The organism is Marmoricola sp. URHA0025 HA25, from assembly GCF_054059435.1.
Genome location: NZ_JBSSCD010000001.1, coordinates 772,531 through 786,682 on the forward strand (window position 1 = coordinate 772,531; position 14,152 = coordinate 786,682).

Sequence of the window (14,152 nt, forward strand, 5' to 3'; positions counted from 1 at the left end):
TCACCGGTGTCCGTCGCGCGCCACACTCATGTCGGTTGCACTGCTTCCGGCCGTCTCGAGGTTGCCCGCAAGATCGGCGAGGTTGCCGGCCGCGGCAGCGATCTGTTGCGCGGTGGCCGAGACCTGACGGCTGGCGTCGGCGAGCTGCTCCATGGTCTCGACGACCTGCGCGGTGGCGCTGCGCTGCTGCTGGGTGGTCATCCGCACCTGTCCGTTGGCGTCCGTGACCGCGTCGAGGAGCGTCAGCCCCTGCTGCATCTGCTTCGCGCCCTTCTCCATGGCCATGACGGTCGCGTTCGTCTCGCTCTGGACCGCGGCGACGATGGACGCGATGTCACCCGCCGACGCCTTCGATCGCTCGGCGAGGCGGCGTACCTCGTCCGCCACCACGGCGAAGCCGAGCCCGTGCTCGCCTGCGCGTGCCGCCTCGATTGCGGCGTTGAGCGCGAGCAGATTCGTCTGGTCGGCGATGTCGTTGATGAGGATGAGCAGCCCGTCGATCTCGCTGACGTGGCCGGCGAGGGCCAGCGTGCGTTCGCTGGACGCCGCGATGTCCGCCTCGGCCTGTTCGAGGTTCTCCTTCGTCTCGGCGGTCTGCCGAGCGACCTCGTCGACGGTGTCGGCGATCGCTGACGAGGACCGCGCGAGCTCCTCGGTCGTCGCCGTCGCCTGGGTGACCGCCGCACTCTGCTGCGTCGTGGTGGCAGCGAGCTCGTCGGAGGACGCGGAGAGCTCGGCGGCAGCGGAGTTGACGTCGACCGCAGCCGTGGTCACCTCGGCGACGAGCTGGCGGCAGGTGTCGAGCATGCGGTTGAACGCGGAGCCCAGCTCCACGAGCTCCGCCGAGCCGGCGGCCTGCACGCGGGCGTCCAGATCGCCGTCGGCGACCCTGCGCGCCACGCCGGTCAGCTCGCGGATCGGTCGGGTCGTTCGCCACGCCAGCGCGATCGACACGGCGGCAGCGAGAAGGCCGCCGAGGACGCCGACGAGAATGGCGCGATGGCGCTGCTCTGCGACCGGCGCGAGCAGGGCCTTGGCGTGCTCCTGGGTGACGACCGTCCACCCCAGGCCCTGGAGCTTGGCGAAGCCACCAATGACGTCGTGGCCGTCCGGGTCGACGAACCGGGCGCTGCCGGGCTTCCCTGTGCTGGTCGCCTTCCGCGTGGCCGCGTTGTCCACGACGGTGCTGAGAGCGCCGGCCGTGAGCAGGGCGGTGTCGTCGTCGGTCTTGTCCATCTCCTCGGTGTTGTAGACGAGACGGTTCTGGGCGTCGACCACGACCGCGTCCTCACCGTCGCCCAGGTGGGTGTCGAGCAACGCGCCGAGCGACGCGACCCGGAGGTCTCCCGCCACCGTGCCGAGCACGCGACCGCGCGCATCGACGATGCGTGCGGCGACGACCCAGGCGATGTGGTCGCCCTTGCGGACCACCGAGGACAGCACGGGCGCCTCGGAGGCCACTGCCTGCTGGAACCAGTCCTCGCCCGCTGCCTGGAGGGTCTCCCCAGATCGGCTGGAGACGACGACCTTGCCGGTCGAGTCGGTGATCTCCAGTGACGTGTAGTCGCCACCTGCCTTTTCGATGTCGGCGAGGAGGCTCTGGTTCTGCGCGTCCGGGCGGCCGGGGACTGCGGCCGCGACGACGGTCAGCTCATGTTGCCGCTCCGACAACCAGTCATCCAGGCGCAGGGCAACCGCACTGGCGAGGGTCTGACCGGACTGCTGCGCCGACCTGGTCAGGCTCGACGACGACGTCTGGGTGAGCAGCACGGCCAGCACTGTCATGAGAGGAAGCGAGACGGCGAGCATCGCCGCGACCAGGCGGAAGGCGAAGCCATGGTGCAGCGACCGCCAGGCGCCCGGTCGTGCCGGCGTCAGTGCGCGGGCTGGCGCCCGGGCCGGCTGCTCGGCGAGCGACAGTTCGACGGCCCTCGGCCGGATCCGGGTGCCGTTCAGGTCGGTCGTGGTGTGCTCGGGTGCGTGCGTGCTCGTGGTCATGATCGGGTCCTCCATCCCGCGGGGGCCGCGACCCCCGATGCCTGCCGGTCCCGGATCCCACGTCCCGGCTCCAGCAGTGCTGCCACGAGCGTGTCACAATTCGTACAATTGGGGACAGAAAACGCAAATTTCGGGCCCGAGTGGTACGCCAACTTCGCCGTCACCGAACTCCCACGCAAGCTCGCCTGATCGAGAACCCCGGACGGGGGCGGGTCGATCAACCTCGGCGTCGAGCTCACGGACGTCGAGGCGGTCGTCCGCGCAGGCCCGGGTCGGCGCCGCCGCAGGGCTCGCCGCGATCGAGGAGCGCGACCAGATCAGCTGCTGCGCCCGGCAGACGAAGTCCTGGGCCCAGGGCACTCCGGACCAGGAGCGCTGCTGACCCGCGAACCGGTGACCCCTGTTGCAGCAGTCGACTTCATCGCGAGCTGGCCGGCGAGCGCCGTGCGGAAGACCCTGCCGGCGTCGGGTGCTTCGCAGCGGCTCGCCGCGTCGTCCAGGCGAGACCGCTGGCGAGCGCGGCTCCCATCACGAGGAGCAGGAGGCTCGTCACCGCGACGCCGGCATAGCCGTGGTGGTCGGGGTCGAGGAACGGGTAGGGGTACCAGTCGACGATCGGTCCGCGCACCAGGCTGTAGCCGACGTACGCCGTCGGGAACAGGAGCCAGACCATCGCCTGCCTGAAGCCGATCGCGACGCGAGGGACGTCGACCAGCCAGTCCAGTGCGACGGCGATCGGCGCGATGTAGTGCAGGACGGTGTTGTCCCACGGGACCGCCGTGAACTCGGTGTTCTCCAGGCCCGCCAGGAGCAGCGAGAACGCCACCCCGACGACGACCATGTTCACCGTGTTGGCGCCCCTGAGCATCGCGATGGGCCGGTCGTCCCGGCCCGCTGCAAGTGCGAGCGCGCTCACCAGGAGGATCAGGACCGACAGCGAGTTGGACTCGATCGTGAAGAAGCTGAAGAAGTTGCCTCCGTTGAACCGCCCGCGCTCGACAAGGGTGGCGATCTCCGTGACCACCGCGCCGAAGCCGAGGAGCGCGATCACGATCCGGAAGGCGATGACCATCCAGCCGGGTCGAGTGCTCAAGCGGTCGCTCCGGCGACCACTGCAGCACTCGACCCGCTCTGATTCGCGAACACCATGTGCCGAGTATGGGGGTCGCGCGGGTGCGATGGCGCGCAGCGGCGCACCGACATACTGCAGGAGTCGGAAGGAGGGGACGGGTGTGGGCGAGGCGTGGTCGTACGCCGTGGTGGCCGCCGCGGTCCTCGGGATCAACCTGCTCCCGGCATTCGGGCCACCGACCTGGGCGGTGCTGGTCCTCTTCACGGTGCACGGCGACTTCCACGAGCCGTTGCTCGTCCTCGTCGGCGCCGTCGCCGCGGCGAGCGGCCGCCTGCTGCTGGCATACGCGACCCGACGGCTCCGCCGGTTCGTCCCGGAGAGGCAGCGCACGAACCTGGAGGCGGCCGGCGACCTCCTGACGAAGCGTCGTGGGCGGGCAGTCGCCGGGCTTGCGGTCTTCGCCGTCTCGCCGGTGCCCTCGGCCCAGCTGTTCGAAGCGGCCGGCCTGATGACCGTTCGGCTGCTCCCGCTGACCGCGGCGTTCTTCGTCGGCCGCACGGTGAGCTACGGCCTCTACGTCGGCGGCGCCCACAAGGTCAGCCAGACCGACACGGGCAAGGTGCTGCTGTCCTCCCTGACCTCGCCCTGGGGCCTCGGACTCGAGGCGGCGATGCTCGTCGCGCTGGTGATCCTCGCCCGGGTCGACTGGGCAGGCCTCGTCGGCCGACGCCAGGAAGGGTGAGCGAGAGCCGACGCCGACCTGCCTACGATGGCGGTTGGCCGGAACGACCGACGGGACCGAAGGGCGCGCGTGATCGCAGGCAGGTACTCGCTCGACCGCGAGATCGGACGCGGGGGCACCGGTGCGGTGTGGCTCGGGCGTGACGAGCTCCTCGGCCGGCAGGTCGCGCTCAAGCAGATCGGCCGGATGCCGGGCACCGACAGCACCGACCTCGCCCGCGCGGAGCGGGAGGCCCGGCTCGGCGCCCGGCTCAACCACGCGCACGTGGTCGCGATCTTCGACGTGGTGACCGATCCGGACACCGAGGCGCGCTGGCTGGTCATGGAGCACGTCGACGGGATGACGCTCGCCGAGCTCGTGCGCGACCGGGGCGCACTCAGCCCGGACGAGGCTGCACCGCTGCTGTGGCAGGCGGCCGATGCGCTCGTCGCCGCCCACGCCGCTGGCATCGCGCACCGTGACGTGAAGCCGTCGAACATCCTGGTCGACGCCCACGGCCACGTGAAGCTGACCGACTTCGGCATCGCTCGGGTCGCCACCGACCCCGCCCTCACGCGGACCGGCCTGGTGACCGGGTCGCCGGCCTATCTGGCACCCGAGGTCGCCACCGGCGATCGGGGCGACGTCGCCGCCGACGTCTGGTCACTCGGCGCAACGGCGTTCCACGCGCTGGCCGGGCGACCGCCGTACGAGATCGGCGACAACGTGCTGGGCGCGCTGTACCGGATCGTGCACGACGATCCGCCGCAGCTGCCCGAGGCGGGGTGGATGGCGCCGCTCCTCGCCGGCACCATGGTCAAGGACCCGACGTCGCGCTGGTCGATGGAGCAGGTGCGCGACTTCCTGGCGGGTCGCGGCCGCACCGTGCCGGTCGCACCGGTCGCCGACGCGGGCGGCCCGCTCGCCGACGCCTCGCACACCCGCGTGCTCGCGACGGTCGCGCCGGCACCGGTCGTGCCGGAATCGCAGCAACGCGACGCGGTCGGGTCACGGATGCCGCCGACGAGGGTGCTGGCGGGAGGCGCCGCCGCGCTCCTGGTCGTGGTGGCCGTGGTCCTCTTCGCAGTCCTGCACGACGGGTCGGGCGGCACCGGTACGACGAACGGCGGCAAGCCGTCGAGCCACGCCGCCACCGCGAAGCCGACGGCGAAGGGCATGGAGACCTTCATCCGCGACTACGTCGCCACCGTGTCCGACGATCCGGACAAGGCCTGGGCGATGCTGACGCCGAAGTTCCAGCGCGAGAGCGGCGGCATCGAGCGGTATCGCAGCTTCTGGGACAGCGCGACCAACGGCCGGGTGCTGAGCATCTCCGCGGATCCCGCGACGCTCACGGTCAGCTACCAGGTGCGGTTCGACGACTTCCACAACGGACCCGGCCCGACGGTGCTCGACCTGGCCTTCGCCGACGGCAGGTACCTGATCGACGGCGAGCACTCGAAGGGGTTCGTGCCGGAGGACTGAGCACCTGTCACCAGGCGAACGGACCGTAGTAGTCCGAGTGCTCGTTCCTGGTGTCGTCGTCCAGTCCTGCCTCGTCGTAGTCGGGTCCCGCCTTGACCTGGTCCTTCGACAGGCTGACGGTCACGATCCCGGAGTCGTGGTCCACGACGGTGACCGCCCCGGCCGGAATCAGCCGCTTCTTCCCGAAGATCCACGGGCCGGTGTCGACCACGATGTGGGCGACACCGGCCTCCGTGGTCGCCTCGTCGATCTTGCCGATCGGCCCGTCGGTTCCCTCGACCTGGTAGCCGACGATGGCGCCGCTCTCCGACCAGATCGGGTCTCGAAATGCCCACGTGTTGCTCATCTGCCCACTCCCTCCGTGCCTGACCAGTGGCGTACCCGCCGCCGCTGCGGCGCATGCGAGGTGCGGACGCTCCTAGGCTGGTCGCCATGGACCTCGAGTTCACCGGCGAGATCTGGCACTGGCGCGGACCGGCGCCGTACCACTTCGTCACCGTCCCCGACGACGACTGCGGCGCGCTCGAGGCGGTTGCGCCGATGGTGAGCTACGGGTGGGGCATGATCCCCGCAGCGGTGCAGGTGGGTGAGACGCGCTGGACGACGGCGCTGTGGCCGAAGGACGGTGCGTACGTCGTACCGCTCAAGGACCGGGTCCGCCGCGCCGAGGGGCTCGAGATCGGCGACGTCGTCGGCGTCCGGCTGACCGTGGATGTCTGAGGGCGGGCCTACGGTGACCGCGTGAGCGTCGAGATCAGGGCGGCGGGCGCCGGGCTCTTCGGTGACCTGACGACCATGCTCGGGCCGAAGAACCGGCAGGCCACCGTGTGCTGGTGCCTCAGTCACCGGCTGGACGCCAGGACCAACCGCAACCTGAGGGGACCCGCGCGCGGCGAGCGCGTCCGCGAGCTGTGCAGTCGTGACGTCGCGCCAGGGGTGCTCGCCTACGACGACGGCGAGGTCGCCGGGTGGGCCGCCGTCGCACCGCGGTCGGAGCTGCCGTTCGCCCGGTCTCGCAAGATCCCGCCCGTCGACGACCTCCCGGTGTGGTCGATCTGGTGCATCCGTGTGCGCTCCGGCCATCGCGGCAGGGGCATCTCGCACGCGCTTCTCGCCGGCGCCGTCGACTACGCACGCGCGTGCGGCGCGCCGGCTGTGGAGGGCTACCCCGTCGACAACCAGGGCCGGAAGGTCGACGCCACGATGGCCTACGTCGGCACGCGCGGCCTCTTCGAGAAGGCCGGCTTCACGAAGGCAGCCGACACCGACTCGGTCGCCGCAGGGATGCCGCGGGTCCTGATGCGGCTCGGCCTCGCGTGAGCCAAGCGGAGTCGTAGGTCCCTTCCGGCCATCCGGACGGGCTGGCAGGCTCGGGCCATGCAGGAGGTCCAGGTCGGAGCCATCCCTCTCGATCGGCTAATGCCGCTGCTCGAGGCGGAGCGCGCCGAGCGCCTCGCCGCGTACGCCGCCCGCGCCAGGCAGCTGCTCGACGGACGCATCGTGTGGAACATCAACGCCACCGCGACCGGCGGCGGCGTCGCCGAGATGCTGCAGGCCCTCCTTGCCTACGGCCGCGGCGCGGGCGTGGACACACGCTGGCTCACGCTCGAGGGCACCCCCGACTTCTTCCGGATGACCAAGCGGATCCACAACCTGCTGCACGGCTCGTCCGGCGACGGCGGGCCGCTGGGCGAGGCCGAGCGGGCGTCGTACGACAAGGTGCTCGCCGACAACCTCGACAATCTCGGGAGCCAGATCCGGGCCGGTGACGTGGTGCTCGCCCACGACCCGCAGACCGCCGGGATGATCTCGGGGCTACGGAAGCTCGGTGCGCACGTCGTCTGGCGCTGCCACGTCGGCAAGGACACGACGAACGAGCAGACGGAGGTCGCCTGGGCGTTCCTGCGGCCCTACCTAGACGATGCCGAGGCCGTCATCTTCTCGCGGTCGGCGTTCGTGCCGAGCTGGGTCGATGACAACCGGGTGTGGATCATCCCGCCGTCGCTGGATCCGTTCACGGCCAAGAACGCCGACATCCCGCCCGGCGACGTCGAGGCCGTCCTCCACCACGCGGGCCTGGCGCTGACCACCGAGCGGCACGGGCGTTTCCTCTTCCACCGACGGGACGGGTCGACCGGTGTGGTCCGCCCGCACGCCGGCCTGATCGACGGCAACCAGGTGGTGCCCGGGCACGCCCGGCTGGTGCTCCAGGTGAGCCGTTGGGACCACCTCAAGGACATGGCCGGCGTCCTCACCGGCTTCGCCGACCACCTGTCCGACCTGCCCGACGACGTGCACCTCATGCTGGCCGGTCCCGAGACCGCAGGCGTCACCGACGACCCGGAGGGCGCCGAGGTGCTCGAGGAGTGCCGTGCCCTGCGGCTCGAGCGGCCGCCCGACGTACAGAAGCGGATCCACCTGTGCAGCATCCCGATGGACGACATCGACGAGAACGCCTTCCTGGTCAATGCCCTCCAGAGGCATGCCGCAGTCGTCGTCCAGAAGAGCCTGATCGAGGGATTCGGCCTGACCGTCACCGAGCCGATGTGGAAGGGCCGGCCGGTGATCGCCTCCCGCGTCGGCGGCATCCAGGACCAGATCGTCGACGGCGAGAGCGGTGTCCTCCTCGACGACCCTGCTGACCTCGACGCGTACGCCGGAGCGCTCAGCAACCTGCTCGGCGACACCGACCTCGCGGCACGGCTCGGCGACGCGGCGCGCGAGCGGGTCCGCGACCGCTACCTCGGAGACCGGCACCTGATGCAGTACGTCGACCTGTTCGAGCAGCTCTACCAGTGAGCGGCTCCGACAAACGGGGTAGCGTCGAAGCCATGACCGACGCGGACATCGAAGCCGACATCCCCGAGGCCTGCCCCTACTGCGGCACCCCGATGCAGACCGCCACCCTCGACTTCGACTCGAGCAACGAACCGCGTGCAGAGCTCAACCCGGGCGAGATGGCGCAGGTCGCCTTCTGCCCCAACCCCGACTGCCCGGCAAAGGTCGAAGCCTCCGACAACTGAGCTGCCGAAACCACTGAGCCGCCGGGCGGAAAACGGTCCGTGAGGACCGGGTGGTGAGGAAATTCTCCTCCGAACACTTGTCATTTCCGCAGAATGCGCGGAGAGTGCGCTTGCCGGTCACTTGGGACCGGCATTCCTTCCCGGGGGCACCAATGCACGTCACCTCGTCCCGTCTGCGCCTGCTCGTGACCGCGACCGTCCTCGCGATGTCAGCAGCCTTCTTCGCAGCCTTCACGTCGCCGGCGCACAGTGCGCCCGGGGCCGACGACACACCGACCCTCCTCACGCCCAAGGGCGAGCACGAGGACGAGTCGGAGGAGCAGGGGTTCGACAAGCTCCGCGATGCGTACTACTGGAGCCGGCTGCTGTCCGGTGACGAGCCGATCACCCTGGACCAGGCGGCTTCACTGCGCACCAAGGCGGCCAAGAAGGCGAGCGCGATCCCGCACGCCGCGCCCGCGGGCGCTGCTCGTGGCGGCGCGTGGACCGGTCAGGGGCCCGCGCCGATCGTGCAGGTGGGCCGCACCAGCAACACCTTCCAGGCCGTTGCCGGGCGCATCGGGGCGCTGGCGATCCGCCACGACGGGACGATCATCCTCGGTGCCGCGCAGGGCGGCGTCTGGACGTACGACGCGGGCACGGGCACCTGGACGCCGCGGACCAACGACTCCGACACGCAGTCGGTAGGAGCGCTGGCGATCGCGCCGAGCAACGACGACATCGTCTACATGGGCTCCGGTGAGGGCGCCCTCTCCGGCGACAGCTACTACGGCGACGGCTTCTACCGGTCGACCAACGGTGGCGTGAGCTGGCAGCACGTCTCGACCCTGTTCACCGGCCAGGCCGTGTCGGCGATCGCCGTCGACCCGACCAACCCGCAGCACGTCTACGCCGCCACCCTCCGTGGCCGGGGCGGCAACCACCGGACGAGCAGCCCGACGGCCAACCCGTACGGCGTCTACGAGTCGACCGACGGCGGCTCCACGTGGACGCTCCGGAAGGGCACGACCGACCAGCTGCACGGTGCCACCGACCTCGTGATGGACCCCCAGGACCCGCACGTCCTCTTCGCCTCGTTCTGGGGCGACGCGATCTACAAGTCGACCGACGGCGGCGTGACCTGGAACCAGTCGATGGGTGGCCTCCCGGCCGGCAACTTCCTCGAGGGCGGCACCCGGTTCTCGCTCGGCATCTCGCACCCGAGTGCCACTGCGGCGGCCACGCTCTACACCGGCTTCGACTACTTCGAGAACAACAGCACCAACGCCTACCACAAGGGGCGGGTCTACAAGTCGACCGACGGCGGCACGACCTGGGCTGCCACGGCCACCGGCACCGGGACCAACACGATCCTGGACTACTGCACCACGCAGTGCTTCTACGACAACGTGGTGAAGCCCGACCCGACGAACCCGAACGTGGTCTACGTCCTCGGCTCCTACGGCTACAACCTCAGCCCGCAGTCCGGCGGCGTCTACCGCTCGACCGACGGCGGCGCGACCTGGAAGAACCTCGGCTACGACCTGCACCCCGACTTCCACGCGTTCGCGTTCGACCCGAGCGACAGCTCGCACGTCGCCGTCGGCAACGACGGTGGTGTCTGGCAGTCGCACACGGGCGGCGGCCGCAACAATGTCGGCGACCCGCTCTCGGCTGCGGCCTGGGAGAACCTCAACGCTCAGGTGAACCCGTCCACTGCCGGGCTCATCCACTCGACAGGGCTGGCGATCACGCAGTTCTCCTCGATCGCGTCGGTGCCGAAGGTCCCCGGCCAGTACTGGGGCGGCACCCAGGACAACGGCACCCTGCGCAAGTCGCTGGCGAACAACCGCTGGTTCGACCAGGCGAGCGGTGACGGCGGCCAGGTGATCGTCGACCAGACGACGCCCAACACGCTGAACCCCGGCGTTCCGGCGTACGTCTTCGGCACCTACTTCAACATCTCGCCCTACCGCTACGACCCGTCGGAGGCCAACACCTTCTTCGGCAACGAGGCGATCGACGGCGGCATCACCATGACCGACCGCGCCGAGTTCTACGTGCCGTGGGTGCAGAACCGCGGCAACGTCAACCAGATGTTCCTCGGCACCTACCGGCTCTACCGCACGGACAACGCCGAGACCGCGAGCGCGGCCGACGTTCACTGGGACCCGATCAGCCCGGACCTGTCCAGCGGCTGCACCGGGGCAGCGCCCAACGGCGCCCGCGGCTGCTTCATCAGCACGATCGGCGTGGCCGACGGCGGCGACGGCGTGTACGTCGGCACCGACGAGGGCTGGATCCAGGTGAGCCCTGACGCGGCGACCTCGGACTCGCCGAGCTGGCAGCGCGTCGGCGAGGGCACCCTGCCCAACCGGCCGGTGAACCAGATCGCCGTCGACCGCTCCAACTGGCGGATCGCCTACGCGGCGTACGGCGGCTTCGGTGCCGCGACGCCGGGCAACAGCGGTCACCTCTTCGCCACCAAGGACGGCGGCCAGCACTGGTCGAACATCGGTGCCGGCCTGCCCGACGTGCCGGTGAACAGCGTGGTGGCCGACCCGACCGACGCGAAGACGCTGTACGTCGGCACCGACGTCGGGGCGTTCCTGACGACCAACGGCGGCAACACGTGGAACGTGCTCGGCAGCGCGCTGCCGAAGGTCGCGGTGTGGCAGCTCGACTACGACGCGACCAACGGCGTGCTCGTCGCGGGCACGCACGGTCGCGGCGCCTACACGCTGACCAACTCCAACGCGCGTCCGGCGCTGGTCGTCTCGAAGGCCGACGCGGGCAAGCCGGTCGGCCCGGGCAGCACCATCGACTACACGATCACCGTCCGCAACATCGGCAACGCTCCGGCGACCGGAGTCTCGGTCACCGACCCGGTGCCGAGCCACACGAAGTTCGTGTCGGCGGGCTCCGGGGGCTATCTGGGCGGCGGCACCGTGCACTGGGACAACAAGACGGTCCCGGCAGGCGGCAGCATCACGCTGACCTACAGCGCCCGCATCGACGCGAACCTTTCGTCGTCGGTCACCGCGATCACCAATGACGGGATCATCGTCAAGACCAGTGCGGGACCGGCCGCGACGGGCAGCCCGCACACGACGCGGATCGCGCCCGCACACGGGCTCAGCGTGTCGCCGGTCTCCGGGGTCGAGGGTGGCAAGGTCGGCCAGGACGCGACGTTCGTCGAGCACCTGACCAACGAGGGCTACCAGACCGACACGTACTCGGTGAGCGCCTCGGGTGGCGCGTGGACGGCGACGGCGTACGACGCGTCGTGCACCACTCCGTTCACGACCACCCCGACCGTTGCCGCGGGTGACTCCGTCGACGTGTGCGTGAAGGTGAGCGTCCCCGCGACAGCCGGCGAGCGTGACACCGACACGACCACGTTCACGGCAACTTCGAGCGCTGACCCGTCGGTCTCCGGCTCGGCGACGCTGACCAGCATCGCGGCGAAGTTCGCCACGCTCCTGGTCGACAACGACAACAACGCCCCGGTGGACTCGACGCCGTACTACGAGGACGCCCTGGCCGCCAACGGCGCGGACCACGGCTACTGGGACCTGGCTGTCGATCCGGTCCTGCCGCAGTCGTACCTGACGGCGCACCAGAACGTCGTGTGGTTCACCGGCAACAGCTATCCCGCGCCCATCGGCCCCTACGAGTCGGAGCTGAAGGCACTGCTCGACGGTGGCGGTCGGCTGCTGATGTCGGGCCAGGACATCCTGGACCAGGCGGCCGGGTCGACGTCGTTCGTGCAGAACTACCTGCACATCGACTGGGACGGCACCGAGGTCCAGAACGACAAGGCCACCGCCGCCGTGCACTCCGTGAGCGGCAATCCGGTGACCGACGGCATCGGCGACGTGACGCTCGACCACAGCGTGCTGAGCGCCGCGTTCGAGGACCAGATCACGCCGATCGGGCCGGCGACCGCGGCCTTCACCGACGACGGCTCCCAGACCGATGCACTGACGGTGGCCGACGGCGGCTACAAGGTCGTCTTCCTGGCCTTCCCGTTCGAGGCGTACGGGAACGCAGCGAACAAGGCCGACCTGATGAACCGCGCACTCACCTGGTTCGGGGGTTAGCCGGTGGGCTCGGCCGGCTCTGGACCAGCCGGCCGAGCCCACCGAGGCCCCTGTGAGCCCTGGAGCTCCTCCCGGTCGTCGGCGGTCGCGGGCCGAATCATTCCGCCGATCTGGGTTACTGGGTCCGGATGAGGATCGCGATCATCGTCGGCAGCACCCGCCCCGGGCGCAAGGGCTCCACCGTGGGGCGGTGGGTCCACGACCATGCGCTCCAGCGTGACGACGTGCCGGGCAAGGTGGACTTCGACCTGCTCGAGCTCGAGGACTTCGACCTGCCGCTCCTCGACGAGCCGACCATCCCTGCCGCGGCGGGCGGCGAGTACGAGGTCCCGCAGACGCGCGCCTGGAGCGAGCGGATCGTCCAGTACGACGGCTTCGTCTTCGTCACGCCCGAGTACAACCACGGTGTCCCGGCGGCGATGAAGAACGCGGTCGACGTGCTCGGACCCGAGTGGGCCGACAAGGCGGTCGGGTTCGTCTCGTACGGCGCCGACGGCGGCGTACGAGCCGTCGAGCACTGGCGCAACGTCGCGGCCAACCTGCTGATGAGCGACGTCCGCGCCCAGGTCTCGCTGCTGGTCTTCGAGGACTGGAAGGACGGCGAGTTCCGTCCCCTCGACCGCCGTGAGCAGGAGCTCGACACGATGCTCGGGCAGCTCGTCGAGATGACCGAGTCAGTGCGCGCCCTGCGCGTCGGCTCCGAGGCCTGACCGGGCCGCGACGGGCGGCAGGTCGAAGTCGTCGTCGCTCATCCGCCACAGGGCGATGCTGACGCCGGAGAACCCGGCCGCAGCCACGAGCAGACCGGTGCCCTGACCGACCGACGTGGGGATGAACGGGTGTGTCGCTCCTCCGACCATCACTGCGAACGCCGCCCACGCGGGCACCGATCGACTGCGCCGCAGCGCGCCGCCGAGCAGGCCGAGGCCGAAGACGACGCCGACGATGAACAGCAGCGAGGTGACCCCGAGGAGCGGCTCCTTCTCCATGACGTCCTGCAGGGCCGACATCGTCGAGGGGTCGAGGTTGTGCTGCACGGTCACGAGCGGGGGCGTCTCGACTCCTCCGAGCAGGGCGATGCCGGCGAAGAAGCCCGTCAGCGCGATGAAGGCGGCGGCCGTGGTCAGGCGCGGTGCTCCCCGGCGGGCGACCCAGGCCCCTGCGATGGTCGCGGGGATGAGGGTGACGACGAAGACGGCGTCCAGCCACTTCATCGTGTCGAGCAGGCCGCGATGGGCCTCGAACGCAGCGACGGTGTCGTGGAAGGAGTCATCCCCCGCCGCCGGGCTGATCACGTAGAACACGCCCTTGGCCAGGAACGGCAACGGTGCCACGACGGCGAGCAGCACTCGCCAGAACCGTCGTCCGTCGGGGGTGGCCTGGGCCGCTGCAGCCGTGGCCGCCGGGGCAGTGGTCGACGTCATCTCAGGCCACCGACGTACGACGCGCGCCGGAGCTCGCCGCGAAGGCCAGCACGAGCGCCAGCGCGCTGACCACGAGGCCGATGACGGCACCGTCGGCGTCGTCGACCAGCGCCACGATCGCGCCGGCGACGTTGATGCCGGCGACGGCCAGGGCGGCCGGGACTCCCCACGTGGTGTTGCGGGCGAGGCCGTACACGGCCCCGAGCCCCGCCAGGCCCAGGGCGAGGACGGCGATCGCGACGGCGAGGTTGTGCTTCGGGTCGGTCGGCAGGATGTAGCCGACGTTCATCAGCGAGATGAGGCCGAGCGGGACGATGGCGAGGAAGCGGACGGTCTTCATGGTGTTC

The 14,152-nt window shown here is 70.4% G+C and carries 13 protein-coding genes; 8 read left to right on the plus strand and 5 right to left on the minus strand.

Annotated features, from left to right (window positions below; genetic code table 11):
* On the minus strand, positions 1 to 1,998 hold the full coding sequence (locus ACVW00_RS03675) for a methyl-accepting chemotaxis protein (RefSeq protein WP_457109549.1): 1,998 nt from the start codon (positions 1,996 to 1,998) through the stop codon (positions 1 to 3).
* A gap of 418 nt (positions 1,999 to 2,416) precedes the next feature.
* Entirely contained in the window at positions 2,417 to 3,091 is a 675-nt protein-coding gene (locus ACVW00_RS03680; RefSeq protein WP_457109550.1) for a Pr6Pr family membrane protein, read from the minus strand.
* 139 nt (positions 3,092 to 3,230) lie between these two features.
* Here ACVW00_RS03680 and ACVW00_RS03685 point away from each other — a divergent pair, with 139 nt between their 5' ends.
* Both ACVW00_RS03685 and ACVW00_RS03690 read left to right on the plus strand, forming a co-directional pair.
* Positions 3,231 to 3,812, plus strand: coding sequence for a hypothetical protein (locus tag ACVW00_RS03685; RefSeq protein WP_457109551.1), 582 nt, complete (start codon positions 3,231 to 3,233; stop codon positions 3,810 to 3,812).
* A gap of 69 nt (positions 3,813 to 3,881) precedes the next feature.
* Positions 3,882 to 5,276, plus strand: a complete 1,395-nt coding sequence (locus ACVW00_RS03690; RefSeq protein ID WP_457109552.1) for a serine/threonine-protein kinase — start codon at positions 3,882 to 3,884, stop codon at positions 5,274 to 5,276.
* A gap of 7 nt (positions 5,277 to 5,283) precedes the next feature.
* Here the strand turns inward: ACVW00_RS03690 and ACVW00_RS03695 are convergent, their stop codons facing one another.
* Positions 5,284 to 5,622 carry a PRC-barrel domain containing protein gene (locus ACVW00_RS03695; protein ID WP_457109553.1) on the minus strand — a complete coding sequence of 113 codons (339 nt, stop codon included), beginning with the start codon at positions 5,620 to 5,622 and terminating at the stop codon, positions 5,284 to 5,286.
* 86 nt (positions 5,623 to 5,708) lie between these two features.
* On the opposite strand from ACVW00_RS03695, the gene ACVW00_RS03700 reads away from it, so the two are divergent.
* The 6 genes from ACVW00_RS03700 to ACVW00_RS03725 all read left to right on the plus strand — a co-directional run bounded on the left by ACVW00_RS03700 (position 5,709) and on the right by ACVW00_RS03725 (position 13,091).
* Positions 5,709 to 5,996: a DUF1905 domain-containing protein gene (locus tag ACVW00_RS03700; RefSeq protein WP_457109554.1), complete on the plus strand. Its 288-nt coding sequence runs from the start codon at positions 5,709 to 5,711 to the stop codon at positions 5,994 to 5,996.
* A gap of 21 nt (positions 5,997 to 6,017) precedes the next feature.
* Complete coding sequence (locus ACVW00_RS03705; RefSeq protein WP_457109555.1) at positions 6,018 to 6,596, plus strand: GNAT family N-acetyltransferase; 579 nt, start codon at positions 6,018 to 6,020, stop codon at positions 6,594 to 6,596.
* A 57-nt stretch (positions 6,597 to 6,653) separates the two neighbouring features.
* Positions 6,654 to 8,075, plus strand: a complete 1,422-nt coding sequence (locus ACVW00_RS03710; protein WP_457109556.1) for a glycosyltransferase — start codon at positions 6,654 to 6,656, stop codon at positions 8,073 to 8,075.
* 32 nt (positions 8,076 to 8,107) lie between these two features.
* Positions 8,108 to 8,299 (plus strand): hypothetical protein, encoded by a 192-nt coding sequence (locus tag ACVW00_RS03715; protein ID WP_457109557.1) that lies wholly within the window; start codon positions 8,108 to 8,110, stop codon positions 8,297 to 8,299.
* 206 nt (positions 8,300 to 8,505) lie between these two features.
* Entirely contained in the window at positions 8,506 to 12,381 is a 3,876-nt protein-coding gene (locus ACVW00_RS03720; RefSeq protein WP_457109558.1) for a hypothetical protein, read from the plus strand.
* A gap of 128 nt (positions 12,382 to 12,509) precedes the next feature.
* Complete coding sequence (locus tag ACVW00_RS03725; protein ID WP_457109559.1) at positions 12,510 to 13,091, plus strand: NADPH-dependent FMN reductase; 582 nt, start codon at positions 12,510 to 12,512, stop codon at positions 13,089 to 13,091.
* On the opposite strand, the gene ACVW00_RS03730 is transcribed toward ACVW00_RS03725, so the two are convergent.
* Together ACVW00_RS03730 and ACVW00_RS03735 are read right to left on the minus strand one after the other, a co-directional pair.
* Positions 13,056 to 13,805, minus strand: coding sequence for a hypothetical protein (locus ACVW00_RS03730; RefSeq protein WP_457109560.1), 750 nt, complete (start codon positions 13,803 to 13,805; stop codon positions 13,056 to 13,058). The genes ACVW00_RS03725 and ACVW00_RS03730 overlap by 36 nt on opposite strands.
* Before the next feature lies 1 nt (position 13,806).
* The gene (locus tag ACVW00_RS03735; protein WP_457109561.1) at positions 13,807 to 14,145 is read right to left on the minus strand and encodes a hypothetical protein; all 339 of its coding nucleotides are present in this window, start codon (positions 14,143 to 14,145) and stop codon (positions 13,807 to 13,809) included.
* Positions 14,146 to 14,152 lie beyond the last annotated feature (7 nt).